Genomic DNA, 21,923 nt, shown 5'->3' on the forward strand with positions numbered 1-21,923 from the left:
GGTCCTCAGCGGCGGACGGCCGCACCCTGCAGTTGCGCCCGCATCTCCGGAGTCAGCTGCTGGCCGACCCGCTCCACCAGCAGGGTCATCTCGTAGACGACCAGGCCGATGTCACTCTCCGGCGACCCCAGAACCGCCAGACACGAACCGTCGGAAACCGACATGAGGAAGAGGAAACCGTTGGCCATCTCGACCACGGTCTGCGCCACCGTGCCGCCCTCGAACACCTTGGCCGCGCCGCGCGCGAGGCTGGTCAGCCCCGACGCCACCGCCGCCAGCTGGTCCGCCCGGTCCTTCGGCAGGCCTCGCGAGGCCGCCAGGAGCAGGCCGTCGGCCGACACCACGACCGCGTGGGCCGCGCCGGGCACCCGGTGCACGAAATCCGTGATCAGCCAAGCGAAGCTGCCGGCATTGTTCGCCTTGGCATGCGCCTGCCCGTTCGGCTGCGCGGCGCCACCCGGCTGCATTGCACCCGCCCGTGTCACTTTCACTCCTCACTGCTGTCTGTGGTGTTGCCACGCCCCGGAACCCCGCTGCCTTCCAGCCTCTGTTCGGCCGGGAGTTCCTTCAAGGCGTGCCGTCCCGAGGTGTAACCCCGCTGGAAGCTTGCCATCCGGCTCCGCGCCGCGGACGCGGAGCGGGTGATCGCACCCGTTCCGGGCATACCGGCGGTAGCGTCCGCGAAGTTGTTCTGCGCCGGCGCCTCGGGCGTCGAGCTCGGGCTGCTGATCGATCCCGGCACCAGGTAGGCGTTCGGGATGCGCTTGGGCAGCCCGGCCGGGGTGATCTCCTCGTTCTTGGACTCCAGCAGCGACTGCGCCGCCTGCCAGCCGTCGTCGGACGCGCTGTGCCAGCCGTCGTCGGCCGGGAGGAGCGGGTGCCGGGTCGCCGCGGTCGGCCGCAGCTCGTCCCGGGCCGGCTCGGCCGGGGTGGGCGCGGGCGGCGCAGACGAGTCTTCGGAGCCGGTGAGCGGCGGCAGGTTGGGGTCTTCGCCCTCGCTCTGCGGCGCCACCGGGTCGGCGGCCGAGTCATCGCCCTCACTGAACCAGCGTGACAGCACCGACTGGTAGATGGGCAACCGCCGGGTGGGTACGTCGTCTTCGAGCGCCGACGAACCGACCTCGGGCGCGGGCGGCGGCGCCGGGGGCGGCTCCTCCGGCGGCACGAACTTCGGCTCGCGCTTGGGCAGCACCAGCGGCGCGAACTGCGTGTCCGCGGCCCGCGAGCTCGCCCCGTCACCGTTCGAGGGCGCGTTCGACGACGGCGCCAGCGGCGCCAGGTCCTCGGCGGTCGGCCAGGCGGGCGTCTCCGGCTTCGGCAGCTCCGGCGACAGGAACGGGCCGGCCGCGCGGCCGCCGCTGACCAGGTCGTCCAGGCTGATCGGCTGGTCGAGCGGCACCAGGCCGCCCTGGTTCGCCACGGGTTCGGGCATGGAGGGAGCAGGTGGCGGCACCGGGGTCGGGTTCGACGGCGGTGTCTGCGCGAACGACTGCGTCTGGTCGAAGTCCGAGCGCGCGGCCGGGATCGGCGGGATGCTCGGCATCGACATCGACGTCTCGGACCGGTTCGCCGGCGGCGGCGTCTGCCGCTGCATGCCCGGGCGGAGCTGGGTCAGCAGCTCGGCCGGGACGACGACCCGGGCGATCACGCCACCCTCGATGTCCTCGTTCTCACGCAGCCGGACCTCGATGCCGTGACGCTTGGCCAGCCGCGAAACCACGTACAGACCCATGCGCCGGGTCACCGACACGTCCAGGTCCGGCGGGTCGGCCAGGCGGGCGTTGACCTCGGCCAGCCGCTCCTCGCTCATGCCGACACCGTGGTCGGTGACCTGGATGGCCAGCGCCTTGCGGCGGGTCACCACGGCCCGCACGATGACCTTCGTCTCCGGCTCGGAGAAGTAGGTCGCGTTGTCCAGCAGCTCGGCGAGGACGTGCACGAGGTCGTGGATCGCCAGGCCCTGGACCGCGACGTCGGGCACGATGCCGACCTCGATCCGGGCGTACTGCTCGATCTCGGACACCGCGGCGCCGATGACGTCGGCGGCGGGCACCGGCTTGGGCACGGACTTCGCGAGGCCGGCGCCGGAGAGCACCAGCAGGGACTCACCGTTGCGCCGCAGCCGCGTCGCGAGGTGGTCGAGCTCGAACAGGCTGGCCAAGTGGTCCGGGTCCTGCTCGTCGGCCTCGAGCCGGTCGATGACACCGAGCTGGCGTTCCACCAGCCGCTGCGACCGCCGGGACAGGTTCACGAAGATGCCGTTGACGTTCTCGCGCAGGAGGGCCTGCTCGGCGGCCATCTTGACGGCCTGCTCGTGGACGATGTCGAACGACCGCGCGACCTCGCCGATCTCGTCGCGGGAGGTGACGGGCACCGGCTGGACGGCCTTCTTCGAGGCGCCGACCGGGTCCGGGTCGTCCAGGATCGCCTGCACGGTTTCCGGCAGCCGGGTGTAGGCGACGTCCAGCGCGCTCTTCCGCAGGATCCGCAGCGGGCGCAGCATCAGGCGGGCGACGACGAGCATCAGCGCGACCGCGAGGGCCAGCGCGGCGAGCACCACGGCACCGCCGACCCACGCGGAGTTGACCGCCGCCGTGGCGAGGTCGTCGGCGCGGGTCTTCAGCTGGGCCAGCAGGTTCGATTCGACCGCGTGCAGCTTGTCGGCCGAGACGGTGCTGTCCTTGCCGAGCGCCGTCGTGTCGATGTTCGGCGGGTCACCCAGCTGGGCGAAGGAGAACGCCGAGGTCAGGATCCGGCGGCGGTCGTCGACCTCCGGGCCGGAGTAGGTGTCGTTGTAGAGCTGGCGCTGGTCGTCGTCGGCGTTCGCGAGGAAGGCCGCGACGGAGGCGTCCGCGCTGGACGCCGACGCGCGCGTCTGGTCGAGCAGGTCGCCCGGGAAGTTGCCGCGGAACGCGGCGATCTGCAGCTCGGCATCGGAGCGGGTGGTGAACTCCTTGGCCTCGCTGATCGCCTGCGTGCTCGTGCCGAGGCGCAGCACGTCCCGGTCGGTGACCGCGGTGGTCACCTCGCGGCCGAGCTCGATGAGCGAGTCGATGATGCCCGAGTAGGCGGTGAGCACCGTGACGTCGGGCAGGCTGTTCTGGGTGTTGAACGCCGCGCGCAGCGGGCGCAGGGCGTCGAGGCGCTGGAGACCGCGGGTGTAGCGGTCCTTGGTCGCCTGGTCGTCGTAGTCGAGGGTGTTCGCCGCGCCGCGCAGGTCGGCGACCTCGCGGTCGACCTTGGCGATCTGGGCGTCGAGCCCGGTCTGCAGCAGCGAGTTGCCCGACGAGATCCGGGCGACGGCCAGCGAGCGCTCGTTCTGCAGCTCGTGCACCACCGTGGTCACCTTGACGGCGAACGCCACCTGGTCGGCGGTGCGCTGGAACTCGGCCGCCTCGCGGGCGTCGTCGATCACGCGCACCGCGCCCAGCGCGAGCGCCGTCAGCGTCGGGATGATCAGGACCGCGGCCAGCTTGGACCGCAGCCGCCAGTCGCGCATGCCGGAGAACAGCCCGGCCTTCCGGCCCGGATCCGCTCCGGGCGACTGCGCGGGGGCCCCTCCCACCCCCGCGGCGTCTTCGTTCGGCACCGCCGCTCCACCATCATCGTTCGTGCTCGGGAAACCCTGGTCGGTCCAGCGCCCGCCAGGGCGCATCGCGTTCTCCTCAGCCACTCGTCTGCACGCTCCCGGCGTTCCGGCGCTCCGGCCCATCGGAAGGAGCCCAGCGCAAGACGCTACCCGTACGGGTGAAAAGATCGTCTTCGACGGGGGTTCCTGAACCCCGTCCGGCCGGACGGAATCGGTTCAGCTCGAGCATCACGGTCGGGTCCCTGCGCTGGTCCTGCATCGGTCAGTTGGTTCGGCCTAACCCACCGGCACGGCGGCTGCGCCCGGCCAGGCAGTGGTCTGTGCGGGGAAGATTCTCTCAGGAAAAGCACAGTATGTGCTGGTACACCGAAGTGTGCTGGAACACCGAAGTGGATCGTCTTGATCGGCCATCCAGGCACTCTCTCTCACTACATCGGAGGTTGATACCTCCCCGCAGGTGCAGAGGGTAGCGAACGGCAGGGGAAGATGTAACCCTCCCGACAGGACCCGCTCAATCTTGCACAGCGTTCGCTCAGCTGACGCACAGCTTGCCATCGCTCTTTCGAGAACCCCACCCTACGCTGGGTGAACGGCTACGGCGAGTGGAGCAGTGGGTCTAGACCAGAGGCCGAAAGAGTGACATGTACCACTCGGTCCGGTAGTGATTCCACCCATTGTGAGCAAGCTGTCACGTTCTCTACAGTGGCCCGGGTGACTTCCGAGAATGAGTCACGCACTTCCATCGGAATCGGTTCCCGAACCGTCACTTTCTTCAAGGAGCAGGCCTTGCTTGGAAACGCCATGAGCAGTGGCCGGGTTCGCACTCGCCGCGCCGCGCTCGGGCTCGCCCTCACCGTCGCAGCCGCCACGGCCCTCACCGGCTGCAGTGCGCTCGGCTCGGACGACTCGAACGCCTCGTCGAACGGGGGCGGCCTGGAGAAGTCGAAGATCAAGGTCTCGATCATGCCGACCACGGACCTGGCCCCGTTCTGGCTGGCCCAGGACGGCGGTTACTTCAAGGCCGAGGGTCTCGAGGTCGAGCAGGTCATCGCCAAGAGCGGCCAGGAGTCGATGACGAAGGCCATCTCCGGCGAGGTCGACATCGCCCTCTCGACGTACACGCCGTTCTTCGTCGCCAAGAGCACCGGCGCCGCGGACGTCCAGCTGGTCGCCGACGGCACGTCGGTCAACGCGAAGAGCAACGCGATCGTCACGGTGCCGAACTCGCCGGTGAAGACGGTCACCGACCTGGCGGGCAAGCGGATCGCGATCACGGCGAAGAACACCGCTTCGGACATCCTCACCAAGTCGGTCATGAAGGACCACGGCGTCGACTTCTCCAAGGTCAACTGGGTGCCGATCCCGCTCCCGAACATGGCGGCGGCGCTGCAGCAGGGCCAGGTGGACGCGGCCTACATGCCGGAGCCGCAGCTGTCCCAGGCGGCGAAGATCGCCGGCGCCACCCCGGTCATCGACATCAACACCGGCGCCACCCAGGACTTCCCGCTGACCGGCTACGGCTCGACGACGAAGTGGGTGCAGGCCAACCCGAAGACCCTCGCGGCCTTCCAGCGCGCCATGAAGAAGGCCACCAGCGACGCGATCAACGACCGGTCGAAGGTCGAACCGCTGCTGGTGAAGTACGCGAAGATCGACGAAGACACGGCCAAGCTGCTGACCCTGCCCGGTTACGGCTCCACCCTGGACGCCCGGCGCCTGCAGCGCGTCCCGGACCTGCTGCTCCAGATGGGTGTCATCACCAGCAAGGTCGACGCCGCGCCGATGATCGCCCCGCAGGTGACCAGCTGAGAACCTTATTCAGCCGTCGGCCGGCGCGAGAGTCGCCGCAGGTTCGCGGCCGGCGGTCCGTGGCGCCGGCCTAACCAGAATAAGGTTCTTGACGTGTCAAAACTGCTCCGTGGTCTGGTCGGCCTGATCGGCTTCCTCCTGTTCTGGGAGGTCGCCGTCCAGGTCGGCCTGGTCAGCAAGACCTACATCCCGCCGCCCAGCGTCGTCCTCGTCACCATGGGGGAACTGCTGGGCGACGCCGAGTTCCTCCGCGGCATCGTCGCGACGATGCTGGCCTGGCTGATCGCGCTCGCCATCGCCATCGGCATCGCGGTGCCGGCCGGCCTGCTGCTGGGCAGCATCCCGGCGCTGCGCACCGCGACCGCCGCGATCGTCGAGTTCCTCCGCCCGATCCCGGTCGCCGCGCTCATCCCGCTCGTGCTGCTGGTGATCGGCTCCGGTCCCGAGGCGAAGATCACCCTCGGGGTCTACGCCTCGCTCTGGCCGATCATGTTCAACACGATCTACGGCATGAGCGAGATCGATCCGGTGCTCATGGAAACCGCGCGGGCGTGCGGGACCAACCGGTTCCGCATCCTGAGGTCGGTGGCGCTGCCGCAGACCGCGCCGTTCGTCTTCACCGGCGTCCGGCTGTCCGCGACGATCGCGCTGATCGCCGTCGTCAGCACCGAGTTCCTGGCCGGCTCGGAAGTCGGTCTCGGCAGTTACATCATGCTCGTCAGCACCGGCTCGACCCGGTTCGACCTGGTCTTCGCGAGTACCGTGGTCGCGGGAGCACTGGGGTACCTGATCAACGAAGGGCTCGAACAGCTGGGCAAGCGGCTGTTCCGGTGGAGCACGGTGGACCGGGAGGCGATCGCGTGACGGCGGCGACCCTTTCGGGCCGGGTGGGCAGGCGCGCGGCGCGCGGTGCCGCCTCGGTCCTGCGCAACTGGCTGCTGTTCGCGATCCTCGTCGTCGTGTGGGAGTTCGCCGCCCGGGCCGGCGGCAGCAAGTTCTTCCCGCCGCCGACGGAGATCGCGGTCACCGCCGGGAAGCTGTGGTTCACCGGGCCCGCGGCACACCTGTTCCTCACCGACGCGGTGTTCGACAACGTGTTCCCCAGCCTCGGCCGGATGCTCGGCGGCTGGGCGCTCGCGGCGGTCGTCGGCATCCTGCTCGGCGTGCTGATCGGCCGGTCCGAGCGGGCGATGGACTACGTCGGCCCGCTGTTCGCGTTCTTCCGCTCGATCCCGCCGCCCACGCTGATCCCGGTGTTCGCGGTGCTGTTCGGGCTGAGCTCGGGCATGCAGATCGGGTCGATCATCTTCGGCGCGGTGTGGCCGGTGCTGCTCAACGCGGTCGATGGGGTCCGCTCCGTCGACCAGGTGAAGGTCGAGACGGCGAGGTCGTTCCGCACGCCGAAGCCGTACTGGCTCGGCATGGTCGTGCTGCCGGCGGCGGCGCCGAAGATCTTCGCGGGGCTGCGGGTGAGCCTGTCCATCTCGCTGCTGCTGATGGTGATTTCGGAGCTGGTCGGCGCCTACAACGGCATCGGCCGGTCGCTGATGAACGCCCAGCAGGACTTCGACTTCCCCACCATGTGGTCGTGGCTGGTGCTGCTCGGCATCCTCGGCTACGTCTTCAACACGATCTTCCTGGCCGCGGAACGGCGGGTGCTGGCCTGGCAGCCGACCCGTCTCGGCCGCGACTGACGCTTCGAAAGGCCTCTCCCATGTCCACCATGCTCGAAGTGTCCGGCCTCAGCCACACCTACGGCGCCGGCGCGAAGGCGCACACTGCGGTGAACAACCTTTCGTTCACCGTGGAAGCCGGTCAGCTGGCCAGCATCGTCGGTCCGTCGGGTTGCGGGAAGTCGACCCTGCTGCGCTGCATCGCCGGGCTGACCCCGCCGACCGGCGGCACGGTCAGCCTGCACGGCGACCGCGTCTCCGGCGTGCCGGACGACCTCGCCGTCGTGTTCCAGGACTACAGCCGTTCGCTGTTCCCGTGGCTGTCGGTGCAGAAGAACGTCGAGTTCCCGTTGCGGTGGCGGCCGATCTCGAAGGCCGAGCGGCGCGCGCGGGCGGCCGAGGCGCTGGAGCACGTCGGGCTGTCCGGCGTCGGCGGCAAGTACCCGTGGCAGCTCTCCGGCGGCATGCAGCAGCGGGTGTCGATCGCCCGCGCGCTGGCCAGCCGCCCGGCGCTGCTGCTGATGGACGAGCCGTTCGCGTCGGTCGACGCCCAGACGCGCTTCGAGCTCGAGGACCTGACCCGGCGCGTGCAGCGCGAGCAGGGCAGCACGGTCCTGGTCGTCACCCACGACATCGACGAGAGCGTCTACCTGTCCGACCGGGTGCTGGTGCTGTCGAAGTCGCCGGCGTCGATCGTGGCGGACCTGCCGGTGCGGCTGCCCGCGGCCCGTGACCAGATCACCACCCGTGAGTCGGCGGAGTTCGTCACGCTGCGCGGCGAAGTCGCCCGGCTGCTGCACGGTGGTACCCCGGCGGACGCTGCCGCCGCGGCTTCCGATGCGGCAGAGTGGGAACTGGCCGAGCAGGCCAAGAACGTGACGGAGTCCAAGACCGGGAGCTGACACACCGCGGGGGGACCCATGGGGACGGCCAGGGCGGTACTCACTGGATTACTGGCTCTGCTCCTGACTCTCCTGCTGGCCGGGTGCGGTGCGTTGGGCGGCTCGTCGGCGCCCTCGGTGGCGAAACTGCGGGTGTCGATGATGTCGACCATCGACACCGCGCCGTTCTGGCTGGCCAAGGACGGCGGCTACTTCGAGCGGGAAGGCCTCGACGTCTCGACGACGGACGCGGCGACCGGGCAGGCGTCCCTGACGAAGCTGCTGAGCGGCGAAGCCGACATCGCGTACTCGAGCTACACGCCGTTCTTCGTGGCGCGGGCAAAGGGAACCGCCGACATCCGGCTGGTCGCCGACGCGTCATCGGCCGGACCCGGCTCCACCGGCGTGGTGGCGCTGCCCGCGTCCGGGATCCGGTCGCCGGCCGACCTCGCGGGCAAGCGGATCGGCATCTCGGCACCCAATACGATCGCCGACACGCTGACGAAGTCGGTGCTCGCGGACAACCACGTCGACGCCTCGGGCATCAAGTGGATCCCGCTGCCCCTGCCGAACACCGCGTCGGCGCTGAAGAACGGCGACATCGACGCGGGTTTCCTGACCGAGCCGTTCATCACCGACGCCCGGCGCACGGCCGGGGCCACCCTGGTCGCCGACACCGGCACGGGGTCCACAGTGGACTTCCCGACCGCGGGCTACGGCGCGCTGGGCGCGTTCACCTCGGCCGCACCGGCCACGGTGGCGGCGTTCCAGCGCGCGATGGCGGCGGCGACCCGGGACGCGGTGGCGGACCGCAAGAAGATCGAGCCGCTGATGGTGAAGTACGCGAAGGTCGACCCCGCCACCGCGGCGACGACCGGGTTGCTGACGTTGAAGTCCACTGTGGACGTCCGGCAGCTGCAGCGGGTGCCGGACCTGCTGCTGAAGACGGGCGTCCTGACCACCCCGGTGGACGTCGCGGCGATGGTGGTGCGCTAGTTCCGCGTCCCGGAGTGCGTTCATCCGAGGTTGAGCCGGTCCAGGTGGTAATCCACCGTCCGCCGCACCTCCGCGGTGGTGCGGCGACCGTGGAGGAGGTCCAGACCGAGGCCGGTGACGCCCGCGACGAGCAGGTCCGCCTCGTGCGCCGCGTTCAGCGGCGCCCCGGCCGCGGCGATGAGGGCCGCCACCAGGTCCTCCAGCGGGTGGGAGTCGCTGAGGAAGACCTCGGCGAGCGCGCGATCGGTGAGGCTGCGGGCGTAGTAAGCGGTGAAGACGCGTAGCGCGGAGCGGCGCTCGTCGTCCAGTGGCAGCAGTTCTTCCAGGGTGGCGCGGAGCAGGACTTTCGGGTCGGACACGTCCGGCAGCGCCTGGATCCGGGTGGTCGCCCGGCGCTCGTTGTCCCGGTGCAGCATTCGCAACGCGGTGACCAGCAACTTGTGCTTGCTGCCGAAGTAGTACTGGACCACCCGCGTGGAGACGCCGGCCGTGGCGGCGATCTCTCGGATGCTCGCGTTCTCCAGGCCGCGTTCGGCGGCGATGCGCCACACCGCTTCCACGACCTGGCGACGCCGGGTGAGTGGTTCCTCGGCGGAGGGTCCCTCCGGCGGCAGTGGTGGGTTCTTCCGCCGGCGGTACGCCTTGGCCTGGCAGGCCCGCGAGCAGTAGACCGGGCGACGGCCGCGGCCGGCGGAACGCAGCGGGTCCCGGCAGACCCGGCACCTCTTTTCGTCACGCACGTGGTCAGGTTATCAGAGCAAATTGTGTGATGAATGAGCAAATAAGCCTGTAAACGGCACAGTTCCACCGCGTTGTCCTTGATACGTTCGTATCCTCACGAGGAAAGGATGAACGGTGGACGAGGTGTGGTATCGGGTTGGCATGGTCGTCGCGTTCTTTTTGGGTGTCTGGGAAGGACCGATCGCGATCATCTTCCGGGCGTTCACCCACAAGGGGCCGAGCCCGCTGGTCGCGGCCAACTACCTCCCCAGCCCGTGGTGCTACGCGGTCGCCGGGGTGGCGGCGATCGCGGCGTTCGGCGCGATCGCGCTCCTCGAAACCCGGCGGAAGCAAGCGGAGGCACGCCAAGCCGGCCAAGAGGCCGAGGCCGGATAGGGCGCTAGTACAGCGACTTGGACGACGACGCCACCCGCACGTGGACCAGCGTCGGGCGCGGGTCGGCCAGCGCCGCCTGGAGGCCGCGTACCAGCTCCGCCGGCTCGGTGATCGTCACGCCCTGGCAGCCCATGCTCTCCGCCAGTGCCGCGAAGCCGATGCCGCCCAGCTCGGTTCCCGGCAGCTTCGCGCCGCCGATCGCGTCGCCCAGGATCCTGACCGCCGCGTACTCGGAGTTGTCGAGGATCACGAACGTCACCGGCAGCTCTTCGCGGGCCGCCGTCCAGAGGGCCTGGATGCCGTACATGCTCGAACCGTCGCCGATCACGCCGACGACCGTGCGGTCCGGGCGGCCCAGCGCCGCGCCGACCACGCCGGGGACGGCGTAGCCGAGCGTGCCGCTGGCCATGGTCAGGAAGCCGGTGTCGGTGGCCTTGATCGGCAGGTGGTCGTGCAGGATCCCGCGGTGGCTGGGCGCCTCCTCGACGACCAAGGCGTTGTCCGGCAACAGGTCCGCGAGCGTCGAGTAGACGAGTTCGGCGGTCATCGTGTCACTGCCCGGCTTCTCGGGACGCTGCCGCGGGGCCGGCGCGGGCCGAGTGCTGCGCTCGACGACGTTGAGCAGCGCCCGGATGCCCAGCTTCGGCGTGGCGCGGATGCCGGTGCCCTCGAAGGCCCGCGCGAGGACCTGCTCGTCGTCGCTGACGATGAACAGCGGCGGCAGCGGAGTTTCCCCGCGCCCGCGGTCGACGTGGTAGGTGAAGGCGGGCGCGCCGAGGACGACGACGAGGTCGTACGGCGCGAGCGCGTCGGCGACGGCACCGCGTTCGGGGTCGAGGAACCCTTGGAACAGCGGGTGGTCCTCGGGGAACGAGCAGCGGTAGGACATCGGGGCGACCCACACGGCGGCGTTGAGCCGCTCGGCGAGCGCGACGGTCTCGACGACGGCCCCGTCCTGGTCGACGGCTCCCCCGACGACGATCGCCGGCCGCTCGGCGGCCGCCAGTGCCGCGTTGAGCTCGTCGACGGCCTCGGGGTCGGGCCCGAAGCCGCGGATCCGCGGCCGGGAGATGACATGCCGTTCGGTGGCGGCGGACCAGTCGTCGGCGGGGACCGAGACGAAGACGGGACCGGACGGCGCCTGGGTCGCGACGTGGTAGGCCCGGGCGAGCGCGGCCGGGACGTCCTCGGCGCAGGCGGGCTCGATCGACCACTTCACGTACGGCTTCGGGAACTCGGGCGCCTCCAGGGCCCCGAGGAAGGGTTCGTGCGGCAGGAGCGACCGGGTCTGCTGCCCGGCGACGACGATCAGCGGCGTCCGGTTGCGGTAGGCGCTGAAGAGGCTGCCGAGCCCGTGTCCGACCCCGCCCGCGGAGTGCAGGTTGACGAGAACGGCTTGCCGGGTGGCCTGGGCGTAGGCGTCGGCCATCGCCACGACGGCGGATTCCTGCAGGCCCAGGACGTAGTCGAAGTCGTCGGGCCAGTCGGTGAGGAACGGCACCTCGGTGGTGCCGGGGTTGCCGAACACCGTGGTGAGGCCGAGTTCGCGGAGGAGTTCGCGGGTGGCGTCCAGCACCGTGCGCTTGATCATGCGCCCAGGTTAACGCTTAGTCTTGCGAAGCAAACCCCCCAAGCGGCGCAGTGACGCCCCGGTGGGGCAGTCACTGCGCCGCCTTCACGCACTCAGCCGATCAGGCCGGACAGCCCGCTCGCCTTGAACGAACCCCAGCCCGTCACCTGGTCGTACCCGGTCCCGGCGCTGAACCCCGTCGTCCCGTTGAGGGTGTTGTTGCCCGTCGTCACGTCGTGGAAGCCCGTGCCGTACGAGGACCCGTTGCCGATCGAGTAGAACTTCGGGTTCAGGTTGCCCAGCGCGCCGCCGTGCACCTGGTTCTGCAGGGCCGCGAAGGCCGCCCACAGCGGCGTCGCGCCCGACGTGCCGCCGACCGTTCCCCACGAGCCCGCGCTGTAGATGTAGTAGCCCGACGTCGGCGAGGCGTCCGCCGCCACGTCCGGCACCTTGCGGTACGTCGTGCTCTGCGACGACTGCCAGGACGGTGCCGTGAACACCGTCGAGATGCCGCCACCGGTCGAGCCGCCGCTGTTGCCGTCGTTCCAGGTCACTTCGCTGCTGTAGCCGTTGGTCGACGTCACGCTCAGCTTCGTGCCGCCGACGCCCGACACGTTCGGGCTCGACGCCGGGAAGTCGACGCCCTTGGCCGTCGAACCGGTCTGGCGGTAGCAGTCGGTCGTGCCGTCGTCGCCCGCGGCGGCGAAGTAGGAGATGCCCTCCGCCGTGCCGGTCGCGATCGCGCTGCTGACGCTCTTCGCCGCGCTCGAACCCTCGGCCGCTTCGCAAGCGCCCCAGGAGATCGAGACGACGTCGACCGTCGCGTCCGAGGCGATCTTCTGGTACATCGCCAGTTCGCCCGCGCTCGAGTTCGGCGCTTCGTAGACGTAGTCGTTGGCCGCCGCGGCCAGCGCGTGCACGACCTCGATGTCGAGCTCGACCTCGACCTGGCCCTCACCCGGCGACGAGTCGTAGTTCGCGCCGTTGACCGGCACCGTCGTCACCGAGCCCGCGGAGAGGCCGTACGTGCTGTCGTACTTGGTGATGTTGGACTTCTGGTAGCCGTCGAACTCGACGAAGCCGACGTTCACGCCGCTGCCCGTCGCCGAAAGGCCGCTGGTGCCGTAGGCGGTCTTGAGCACCGGTGGCGTGACGGCCTTGACGACCCTCGGCTGCGCGAGCGGCTTCGCCGAATGCGTCCGCACCGCGTGGTCGTCGAGGCCGACGACGCCGCTCACGACGTCCGAGAGGCTCGCGGGTACGGCCGGCTCGGCGTCGTTGGCGAAGAAGTCCCGCCCGGAAGCCCGGTCGTGGTAGGTCCCGATCCCGGTCCGGAACGCCGACTCCAGCTGCGCCGCCGAACCGGTGAACGTGATGGCCTGCCGGTTCCCGGAAACCTCGATCCCGGTCAGCCCCGCTTTCCCGAGAAATGAGACGGCCTTGTCGACGTCGGCCTGGGTCGGGCCGAACCTGGCATTGAACTGCGCCGGGGTCAGGAACCGGTGGTATTGCGGCGAAGCGGGATTCTGCACGTCGGCGAGGAACTTTTCGAGCGCCTGCTGGTTGTGCAGTTTCAGCGACAGCGCGGCGGTGATCGGCCGGTCGGCCGCGACGTCGCCGGTGCGGGCGCTGTTGACCAGCGGCGCGGCGTTGTCGGCCAGCGTGACCAGGGGTTCCGACGCCGCGGCGGCCGGGACGGCCACGGCGAGGCCGAGCAACGCAGGCAGCGGCACAGCGGCCGCGACGAGCTTGCGCAAGCGCATGGGGGATTTCCTCTCGGCGGTGGGGACCGGGCCTGCGCGGAATGCTCGCCGCAGGTTGCCAAGAAGCATAAGAACACGCGATCACACCGAGGAACCTACTTTTGTCTGGGCTTCGGCGGATCCCATTTTCATTTTGCGATTTGTTTACTCGCACCTGATCAAGCGGTTATTGTCCGGAATGCCCGGCCAGTTCGACGCGCTCGACGATCTCCCGGGCGCGCGCGTCGCGCCGGTGCCGCCGGGCCGCGGCCGACAGCGTCCGCAGCCGCTGCCGGGTCCGGGGCGAGCGCAGCACGCCGGCCAGCTCGATCGCCTCGCGCCCGGCTTCGGCGGCGACGTCGAGATCGCCGTCGAGCGCGTGCACGGTGGCCAGCCAGATCATCGTCAGCGACCGGCTGCGGGTCATTTCCGGCCCGTAGCCGGCGATCGCGTCGACGAGCGCCGGGATGCCCTCGCGGCCGTGCCGGACGTCGACGACCTGGGCCAGTTCCGCGTGCACCGTGCCGGTCATCGCCGCCAGGTCGGTGGCCCCGAAGAAGGCTGCCCACGGCGACGGTTCGGCCCCGGCGGCGTCGGCGAACTCCGTGCGGGCCCGGTCGAGGCACCCGAGCGCGGCGGCGACATCGGCCTTCCTGGCGTACGCCCATGCTTGATTGGCCGACAGGATCGCTTGTGCCAGCGGCGAACGCGCCCGCCGCGCCGCCTCACGGCCCCGCGCGAACTCCGTCAGCGCCGGTTCGACCGCGTCGTAGTGCAGCAGCAGCCGCCCGGCGCGGTACCGGATGTTGGCCTGGAGGTCGTGGTTTCCCGCTTCGACGGCCAGCGACAGCGCCTGCGCGAACGCTTCCAGCGCGGCGTCCGGGCGGTCGTCGTCGAAGCTCGTCCAGCCGGCGAGGTTGTAGAGGTCGGCGACGGCGGTGCAGAGCCGCGGCCGGACCTTCTCGCGCACCGTGCCGCCCAGCAGTTCCACGGCACGCGGCAACGCCTCCGCGACGGCGTCACCGCAGGCACCGCCGCCACAGCGGTAGTCCTGCGCCCGGAGCCGGGCCACGGTGTCCTCGAGCCGCCGCACGTCGGCGAGACCCACGTGCACGCCACTCCGATCCCGCTCGTCACTGCCGGTCATGGCAGCCCTCCGTCCGTAGAGAGCTGCCGATCGGGCAGCCCTGCTCACTCCCCGCCGGACCGGGCCGGAGCCCGCTCCTTCGAGGGACTGGCACCGGGCAGCACCCCGGTGGCGGTCAGCACCACACCCGTGGCGGTTTCCGCGATCTTGACGGCGGTCAGCACGCCGGTGAGGACGAGCGAGCCGCCGAGCCCCAGTTTCGCGAAATCGTCTTCGGAGGTTTCGGTTCCGCGTTGACGCGGTATCGCGCCGGTCACGATTCAGCCTTCCTGCTTGCCGCAGAGCCACTCTGGCGATATCCGCGGGGAATCAGCCTGCCCCAGGCGACGGAAATCCGCCTGATGGCCGACGTCCTGACTTCGTGCTGTCCACGCAACGAGTTCTCGAACTGAATACGCGCGCACACGGCGCCGCCTCCCGCACTGCAGATCGATACCTGAAGATCGCCCGGATCGCGAAATGCGGGACCACCGTAGCCAGCCGATCGCCACGAAATCAGCCACCAACCAGGTCAAAAGCCGTAATCGCCTGTGCAGCCGCACGCGCAACTCCGGCGTCGTCAGTGCACGCGGCAGATGCAATTTCACGTCCCGGCTCGCGAATGCCGCCGGCACGCGAAACATCGGCGGAAATCGTTCTATCCCGCCGATTTTTCGCGAAATTGCGGAGTTCGATCAGGATTTGACGAGGTCGACCCAGGCACGCACGGTCTCCGCGTCCACCGGCGCCTGCCAGCCGCCGGGCCGCACGGCGCTGCCGACGTGGAAACCGCGCACTCCACCCGCCCGCAGGAGGTGGACCTGCTGGGCGCGCAGGCCGCCACCGACGAGCAGCTCCGGTCCGCTTTCACGCTGCGCGAGCCGCTGCAGCACCGAAAGCCCACTCGCCACGCCGTTCGGGTGACCCGCGGCGAGCACGGTGTCGCAGCCGAGTGAACCCAGCTGGTCGTAGGCGCGCACCGGGTCGCGGGTGCGGTCGATGGCGCGGTGGAACGTCCAGGGCAGGTCGCCGATCTCCTTGATCAGCGCCTCGCAGGCGTCGAGGTCGATCTCGCTGTCGACGTTGAGGAAGCCGAAGACGAACTCCCGCGCGCCCGCGTCGACCAGCCGGGCGGTGTCCGCGCGCAGCCCTTCCAGGTCGCCGACGGCGAAGGAACCGTTGTCCCGCAGCATGACCCGGACCGGGAGGTCGGTCGCCGAGAGCACGTCACGCAGAGTTTCGACCGAGGGCGTCAGGCCGTCCTGCGCCATGTCCGCAACCAGTTCGAGGCGGTCGGCCCCGCCCGCCTGCGCGCCTTCGGCATCCGCCGCGTCCAGCGCGATCACTTCCAGCAGGGGCGTCTTCGAGCTCATGCCTCATCCGTTTCACTGGTTCCGGGTGTCGTCTCCCCTCGCGTGCCGCCCTCGCCGGAAGCCGCCTTGAAGGCTCGTCATCCGCTCGCGTACCGCTTCCGGGGAAAGAGAGAGTATCGGCCGCTGTTCCGGCACCGCTCCCGGGCTGGCCGCGGAATCCAGGGGCTGCAGGAACGGCCAGGTGTCCTCCGCGCCGTCCTCCTGCTCCAGTTCAGCCGGGGTAGGCCATTCGTACGCAGGCTCGATTGCGGCAGCCGGCGCAACGGGTGTCAGCCGCGGTTCGGTGTCTTCGTCATCCGCCACGGTGCCGCCAGTTTCACGGGAAAGTGGTACTTCCGGGAGGGCACTTTCCCGGGAAAGCGGCGGCGGGGGTGAGGCGAGCGCGTGCCGGGGCTGGGGGTCGGCCGGGCGCGGTGCCTCGGCGACCGGGCGCGGCTCCGCCGGCTTCCGCGGCTGTTCGGGCGCGGCGGAGGCGTCGAACCAGCGGGACAGGACGTCGCGGTAGGCGGGCATCCGCTCGGTCGGGGCGTCGAAGTCCAGGTGGGCCTCGTCGTCGGCGGTCGGCCACTCCGGCGCGTGGTCGCGGGCCACCACCGGCGCCCGGCGCGGCGGGCCGGCCTCGATCGACGGCGGTGTCAGCTCCTCCGGCTCCGGTTCGGGTTCCGGCTCCGGCGGCGTGAGCGGGGCGAGCGGCGCCAGCAGCTCCGGTTCCGGCGCGACCGGCGGCTCGGCCGGCGGGGGCGGCGCGGGCATCGGCGGCAGCTCGACGATCAGGGCCGCCGGCACCAGCACGGTCGCGACCAGCCCGGATTCCGCGCCCGCGCTCAGGCTGACGTCGATGTGGTGGCGCGTGGCCAGCGTCGCCACGACGAACAGGCCCATCCGGCGCGACACCTCGACGTCGACGTCCGGCGGGTGCGCGAGGCGGGCGTTGGTGCGGTCGATCTCCGCCTGCGGCATGCCGGCGCCGTGGTCGATGATCTCGATCTGCCAGTCGCCGTCGTGGGTTTCGGCGCTCGCCACGGTGACCATCTCTTCGCCGGAGTAGCGCGTCGCGTTCTCCAGCAGCTCCGAAATGACGTGCACGAGGTCGTTGACGGCCTCGCCGCGCACCGCGACCTGCGGGGCCGGGCCGAGCTCGATCCGCTGGTAGTGCTCGACCTCCGAGAGCGCGGCGCCGACGATCTCGTCGGCGGACACCGGGCCGGCGTCCTCCCGCGCCGAGTCGTTGCCCGACAGCACCAGCAGGTTCTCGCTGTTGCGCCGCATCCGCGTCGCGAGGTGGTCGAGCTCGAACAGCCCCGCGAGCGTGTCCGGGTCCTGCTCGTCGGCCTCCATCCGGTCGAGCACGGAAAGCTGCCGTTCGACGAGGTCCTGGCTGCGCTGCGAGAGGTTGACGAACATCGCGTTGACGTTCTCGCGCAGCATCGCCTGTTCGCCGGCGAGCCGGACGGCCTCGCCGTGCACCGCGTCGAACGCGCGCGCCACCTGGCCGAGCTCTTCGCGGGTGAACACCGGCACGGGCGCGACGGCGAGCCGTTTCCGCAGGTTCTCGGGCGCGGGCTCGGGGTCGGTGAGCAGGTTCTGCACGGCCGCGGGCAGCCGGTGCTCGGCCACTTCGAGGGCCGTCCGGCGCAGGATCCGCAAGGGGCGCAACAGGGACCGCGCGATGACCACCGACAGCACGCCCGCGACGAGCAGGACGCCGAGGACGGCGCCGCCGTCCCACAGCGCGGCCGTACGGGCTTGCGCCGCCAGGCTGTCGGTGCGTTCCTGCAACTGGACCAGCAGCGCCTGCTGCACCCGGTGGGCGAGGTTCACCGTGTGCGTGGCCGAGGTGTCCCACTGGTTCGGGTCGAGGCCGGAGAGGTTCTGGCCGTTTTCGGTGCGGGTGAGCGCGGATTCGACCATGTCGTTGCCGATGTCGACGACCAGGCCGATCACCGTGTCGTCGTACATCCGCTGCTGGTCGGGGGTGGCGAAGGTGCGGTAGTCGCTGCGCGCGGCGGCCAGCTCGGCCTCCGCGCCGAGCAGGGCGCGCGTGCGGTCGCGGTTCAGCGTGCCCGCCGCGAGGGCCTCGGCCATCACCGCCCGCTTGACCGACATCTGGTCCTTGATCCGGGCCAGCGCGTTGCCCGCCAGCCGCATCCGCGCGAGCTCCGGGTCGGCGACGTCGGCGGCGGCCGAGTCGCTGATGTCGAGCAGGCCGGAGATCAGCTCGCTGTAGGAGCGCAGGACGGCGTCGGCGGGGAACGCCGAGTGCTCGGCGGAGAACCGCAGGCCGCCGAGCACGCGCAGCCGGTCGTCGGTCTGCTGCAGGCTTTCCGCGGCCTTGGCGTCCAGCCGCGGCTTGCTGTCGGCGAGGGTCCGCTCGAACGTGCCGATGGCCTGGTCGACGCGGTTGCGCTGGGCGGTGAGGTCGGTCGTGTCGCCCTGCCGGTTCTGGGCGACGAACCGGACGGTGAGGTCGCGCTCGCGCTGCAGTTCGTGCAACGCTTCGGCGATCGTGCTGTCGACGCGGCCGCGCGTCGCGAACTCGGCGAGCTGCTGGGCGTCGCGCAGGTCCGAGCTGATCCGGAGGCCGACGAGCGCGATGACGGCCAGTGCCGGGATGAGGAGGACGGCGAACAGCTTCGTGCCCAGCCGCCAGTTCCGCAGGCGCCAGCGGCCGCCCGCCGGACGTGGGTCCGCCGCGTCGCCGCCCTTGCGGGGACGCTTGTCGCGACGGGTCACCTGGTTTCCTTTTCCGCCGCGGGCGGGAACCCGCGGATCGAACGACACTCGAACCTACTGAACGGTAGCCCGCCCCATGAAGATCCGAAAGCCGCGCCGGCACGATACGGCCCTGCCCGCGATCGTATGGGGCGCGGACCATACGATCCAGCACGAGAACCAGATTCTCGCGGTAGGTGAAGGTTCATGATGAGACGCGGACGGTTGATTCCGCTGGTAGCGGCGTTCCTGGCGACCGCGGGATGCGGCGTGTTCTCTTCCGGCGCCCCCGCGGCCCCGCCGCCGCTGGAGCGGACCACCCTGCGCGTCGGTGTGGGCAACCCCATCGACACGGCCCCGCTGCGGATCGCCGTCGCGGCCGGGAAGTTCGGCTCCGCCGGGCTGACCGTGCGGCTCGTCGAACTCGGCGCCGAAGACGGTCTCGCGAAGCTGGCCGCCGGCGACCTCGACGTCACCTTCGCCTCCGACATCGCGATGTTCCGCGCCGCGGCCGGCGGAGCGGCGTTGCAGCTGCAGGGCGAGGCCTACACCTCCGGCCCGAACACGATGGCCCTGGTCACGCTGCCCGACTCGGACTACACCGTGCCGACGGCGAAGCGGTCGCCCAAGATCGCGGTGAACATGCTCGACGACATCGGCGCGCTCGTCGCGCGTTCGGTGCTGGGCACCGCGGGCGTCGACGAGGCCAAGATCAAGTTCAGCGCGGTGCCGTTCGACCGGATGCCGCAGGCCCTGCAGGTGGGCAGCGCCGACGCCGCGCTCATGATCGAGCCGTACATCACCCGCGCCGAGAAGGACCTGGGCGCGCACATCCTGGCCGACGGCGCCCGCGGTTCGACGCTCGACTTCCCGCTCTCCGGCTACACGGCCGCCAAGCCGTTCGCGCAGGCCAACCCCCGGACCCTGGCGGCGTTCCGCACCGCGCTGGGCGCGGCCCAGCAGAGCGCGACGGACCCGGCGATCGTGCGCGACGCGCTGCCGAAGTTCTCCGACATCGACGCGACCACGGCCGCGCTGATCTCCCTCGGCTCGTACCCGGCGTCGCTCAACGGCATCCGGCTGCAGCGCGTCGCCGACCTCATGCACAACTCGGGGCTGCTGGCGAACCGCCTCGACGTCCAGGGCCTGCTCCCCGGCCAGCCCGGTTATTAGCTACCACCAAAACTAAACTTGGCCTACTTTTGCACTCAGTCTACTTGAGGAGTGCGCGATGACCGACGTCCTGATCGCCGGAGCCGGCCCCACGGGGCTGCTGCTGGCCGCGGAACTCGCCCTGGCCGGGGTGCGCGTGACCGTGCTCGAACGCCGGTCCGGGCCGGGCCTGCCGCGGCCGGTCGGGCTCCAGCCGCGGACCGCCGAGCTGCTGGAGCTGCGCGGCCTGAACCCGGCGGACCAGCAGGTCGACGGCCCGAGCGGGCACTTCGCCGGGCTGCCGGTCGCGCTCGACCACAGCGTCTGGCAGACCCGCCACCCCCGCGTGCTCAACCGGACGCAGGACGACGTCGAGGCCATGCTGGCCACGCACGCGCTGGCGCTCGGTGCGGTCATCGAGCGCGGCCACGAGGTGACCGCGGTCGACGTCGACGCGGACGGCGTGACGATCCACCGTTCTCCGGGGGTCCGGGTGGCGGAGCCCCCGGCTCGGGGCGAAGCCCCGAATGACACCGACGGGCTGCGGGCGCGCTGGCTGGTGGCTTGTGACGGGGCGCACAGCACGGTCCGGCGGCTGCTCGGGGTGCCGTTCCCCGGCCGCACCGAGACCTCCGTCGCCACGCTGGCGCACATCCGGCTCGCGGCCGCGTCCGCGCTGGTCCCGGCCCGCGCGGCGCACTTCAGCCAGGTCACCCGGCAGGTCGGCGGCTACTGGTCGATGCTCACCCCGCTCGGCGACGGCGGCCACCGGTTCGTCTTCGGCTCCACGACGCGGCAGCCGGGTCGCGACGCACCGGTGTCGGACACCGAAGTCACCGAAGCGCTGACGGCCCTGTACGGCGCCGAGACGCAACTGGGCGAGGTGTACGGCGCTTCGCGCTTCAACGACGCGACGCGGCAGCTGGAGCAGTACCGGCACGGCCGGGTGCTGTTCGCCGGCGACGCCGCGCACATCCACCCGCCGCTCGGCGGGCAGGGGCTCAACCTCGGCGTCCAGGACGCGATGAACCTCGGCTGGAAGCTGGCCGCGACGGTCCGCGGGACGGCGCCGTCCGGGCTGCTGGACACCTACCACGCCGAACGCCACCCAGCCGCCGAGCGCGTCCTGCGGCACACGGCGGCGCAGCGCGTGTTCACGGCCCCGGACCGCGGCGAGAACGTCGAGGCGCTGCGCGAGATCGTCATCGACCTCATGCGGCTGCCAGACGCCAACCGGTACTTCAGCGGGCTGCTGTCCGGCCTCGGCCTGGAGTACCCGGGCGCGCGGCGGGTCCCGGACCTCGACCTGACGACGGCGGCTGGGCGGACGCGGCTCTCGGCGCTGCTGCACGGCGGCCGCGGGGTGTTGCTCGACCTCGGCGACCACAGCACACCGGTGGGGTTCACCGGCCAAGTCGACCACGTGCGCGCGGCAACCGCCGACCCCGGGTACCGCGGCCGGCTGCTGCTCGTGCGGCCCGACGGGTACGCCGTCGACCCGGCCGAGCTGGGGCGCTGGTTCGGCTAGATGTTCTCGCCCGGCGGCGCCAGGCACACCACGCGGAAAGGCGGACCGTAGTACACCAGCACATCGTCGGCGTTTTCGCAGTCCCTGACGTCAGCAGATTTGGTCAGGACCTCGACGCGTTCCGTCGCCTTCGGGTCGGCGCAGCTCACCTTGGCGATCGTGGCCTCGTCGTCGACGTCGCGGAGGCAGTCGCCGGTGCTGACGTTCAGCGCGAGGCAGAGCGTCTGGCCGGAGCTGAGCCGGAACCGCACGTAGTCGCCGGAGGCGCACGCGATGGCGCCGCGGTAGGTGTTCTCGACCTGGTAGGTCGCGGTGGCCTCGCCGCAGCCGACGCGGTGGTAGGCGAGCTTGCCGCCTCCCTCGCGGGACAGGTACAGGCAGTCGCCGCTCGACGGCGGGCCGCTGCGGCTGATCCAGGAGATGCCCATCGCGCCCAGCGCGCCCAGGCCCAGCGCGGCGACGACGCACGCGACCAGCGTGATCCGCACCTTCGGGGTGAACCAGTGCGGGATCGGCTGCTGCCCCGGCACCGGCGGCAGCGGCGCGGGCTGCGGGTAGCCCGGCGACCGGAACGGGTTGTCGTCGAACGGCGGTGTGGTCAACGTGCCCTCCAGTGATCCCCTCGGCACCTCGGCCCACCGGCGGACCCGCGGAAG

Annotated in this window: 18 protein-coding genes; 8 read left to right on the forward strand and 10 right to left on the reverse strand. The window is 70.9% G+C overall.

Annotated elements, in window-relative coordinates:
- Positions 1-5 precede the first annotated feature (5 nt).
- On the reverse strand, positions 6-467 hold the full coding sequence (locus tag I4Q55_RS07420) for a roadblock/LC7 domain-containing protein (RefSeq protein ID WP_091318528.1): 462 nt from the start codon (positions 465-467) through the stop codon (positions 6-8).
- Between the two features lie 20 nt (positions 468-487).
- Positions 488-3,655 carry a nitrate- and nitrite sensing domain-containing protein gene (locus tag I4Q55_RS07425; protein WP_206785265.1) on the reverse strand — a complete coding sequence of 1,056 codons (3,168 nt, stop codon included), beginning with the start codon at positions 3,653-3,655 and terminating at the stop codon, positions 488-490.
- Between the two features lie 735 nt (positions 3,656-4,390).
- Here I4Q55_RS07425 and I4Q55_RS07430 point away from each other — a divergent pair.
- The 5 genes from I4Q55_RS07430 (at position 4,391) to I4Q55_RS07450 (ending at position 8,948) form a co-directional block, all read left to right on the forward strand.
- Positions 4,391-5,398, forward strand: coding sequence for an ABC transporter substrate-binding protein (locus tag I4Q55_RS07430; protein ID WP_206785266.1), 1,008 nt, complete (start codon positions 4,391-4,393; stop codon positions 5,396-5,398).
- A gap of 93 nt (positions 5,399-5,491) precedes the next feature.
- The gene (locus I4Q55_RS07435; RefSeq protein ID WP_206785267.1) at positions 5,492-6,262 is read left to right on the forward strand and encodes an ABC transporter permease; all 771 of its coding nucleotides are present in this window, start codon (positions 5,492-5,494) and stop codon (positions 6,260-6,262) included.
- On the forward strand, positions 6,259-7,092 hold the full coding sequence (locus I4Q55_RS07440; protein WP_206785268.1) for an ABC transporter permease: 834 nt from the start codon (positions 6,259-6,261) through the stop codon (positions 7,090-7,092). The genes I4Q55_RS07435 and I4Q55_RS07440 overlap by 4 nt, the downstream gene beginning before the upstream one ends.
- A 20-nt stretch (positions 7,093-7,112) precedes the next feature.
- Complete coding sequence (locus I4Q55_RS07445; RefSeq protein ID WP_206785269.1) at positions 7,113-7,973, forward strand: ABC transporter ATP-binding protein; 861 nt, start codon at positions 7,113-7,115, stop codon at positions 7,971-7,973.
- Positions 7,974-7,991: 18 nt separating this feature from the next.
- Positions 7,992-8,948 (forward strand): ABC transporter substrate-binding protein, encoded by a 957-nt coding sequence (locus I4Q55_RS07450; protein WP_206785270.1) that lies wholly within the window; start codon positions 7,992-7,994, stop codon positions 8,946-8,948.
- Positions 8,949-8,968: 20 nt separating this feature from the next.
- On the opposite strand, the gene I4Q55_RS07455 is transcribed toward I4Q55_RS07450, so the two are convergent.
- A complete protein-coding gene (locus tag I4Q55_RS07455) occupies positions 8,969-9,688 on the reverse strand; it encodes a TetR/AcrR family transcriptional regulator (protein ID WP_307793147.1) in 720 nt (239 codons plus the stop codon).
- A gap of 115 nt (positions 9,689-9,803) precedes the next feature.
- Between I4Q55_RS07455 and I4Q55_RS07460 the strand changes: the two genes are divergently transcribed.
- A complete protein-coding gene (locus I4Q55_RS07460) occupies positions 9,804-10,064 on the forward strand; it encodes a hypothetical protein (protein WP_206785271.1) in 261 nt (86 codons plus the stop codon).
- A 4-nt stretch (positions 10,065-10,068) separates the two neighbouring features.
- Here I4Q55_RS07460 and mdlC read toward each other — a convergent pair whose 3' ends face one another.
- From mdlC to I4Q55_RS07490, 6 genes are all read right to left on the reverse strand, one after another.
- Positions 10,069-11,655: a benzoylformate decarboxylase gene (gene mdlC / locus I4Q55_RS07465; RefSeq protein ID WP_206785272.1), complete on the reverse strand. Its 1,587-nt coding sequence runs from the start codon at positions 11,653-11,655 to the stop codon at positions 10,069-10,071.
- A 92-nt stretch (positions 11,656-11,747) separates the two neighbouring features.
- Positions 11,748-13,397 (reverse strand): protease pro-enzyme activation domain-containing protein, encoded by a 1,650-nt coding sequence (locus I4Q55_RS07470; protein ID WP_206785273.1) that lies wholly within the window; start codon positions 13,395-13,397, stop codon positions 11,748-11,750.
- A 166-nt stretch (positions 13,398-13,563) separates the two neighbouring features.
- Positions 13,564-14,523, reverse strand: coding sequence for a hypothetical protein (locus I4Q55_RS07475; RefSeq protein ID WP_242545475.1), 960 nt, complete (start codon positions 14,521-14,523; stop codon positions 13,564-13,566).
- 44 nt (positions 14,524-14,567) lie between these two features.
- On the reverse strand, positions 14,568-14,780 hold the full coding sequence (locus tag I4Q55_RS07480; RefSeq protein WP_206785274.1) for a hypothetical protein: 213 nt from the start codon (positions 14,778-14,780) through the stop codon (positions 14,568-14,570).
- 417 nt (positions 14,781-15,197) lie between these two features.
- On the reverse strand, positions 15,198-15,875 hold the full coding sequence (locus I4Q55_RS07485) for a copper homeostasis protein CutC (protein WP_206785275.1): 678 nt from the start codon (positions 15,873-15,875) through the stop codon (positions 15,198-15,200).
- 12 nt (positions 15,876-15,887) lie between these two features.
- Positions 15,888-18,608, reverse strand: a complete 2,721-nt coding sequence (locus I4Q55_RS07490) for a nitrate- and nitrite sensing domain-containing protein (RefSeq protein WP_206785276.1) — start codon at positions 18,606-18,608, stop codon at positions 15,888-15,890.
- 186 nt (positions 18,609-18,794) lie between these two features.
- On the opposite strand from I4Q55_RS07490, the gene I4Q55_RS07495 reads away from it, so the two are divergent.
- A complete protein-coding gene (locus tag I4Q55_RS07495) occupies positions 18,795-19,760 on the forward strand; it encodes an ABC transporter substrate-binding protein (protein ID WP_206785277.1) in 966 nt (321 codons plus the stop codon).
- Between the two features lie 58 nt (positions 19,761-19,818).
- A complete protein-coding gene (locus I4Q55_RS07500) occupies positions 19,819-21,267 on the forward strand; it encodes an FAD-dependent monooxygenase (RefSeq protein WP_206785278.1) in 1,449 nt (482 codons plus the stop codon).
- On the opposite strand, the gene I4Q55_RS07505 is transcribed toward I4Q55_RS07500, so the two are convergent.
- Positions 21,264-21,869 (reverse strand): hypothetical protein, encoded by a 606-nt coding sequence (locus tag I4Q55_RS07505; RefSeq protein WP_206785279.1) that lies wholly within the window; start codon positions 21,867-21,869, stop codon positions 21,264-21,266. The genes I4Q55_RS07500 and I4Q55_RS07505 overlap by 4 nt on opposite strands.
- Positions 21,870-21,923: the final 54 nt, after the last annotated feature.

Source organism: Amycolatopsis sp. MtRt-6 (genome assembly GCF_017308975.1).
GTDB lineage: Bacteria > Actinomycetota > Actinomycetes > Mycobacteriales > Pseudonocardiaceae > Amycolatopsis.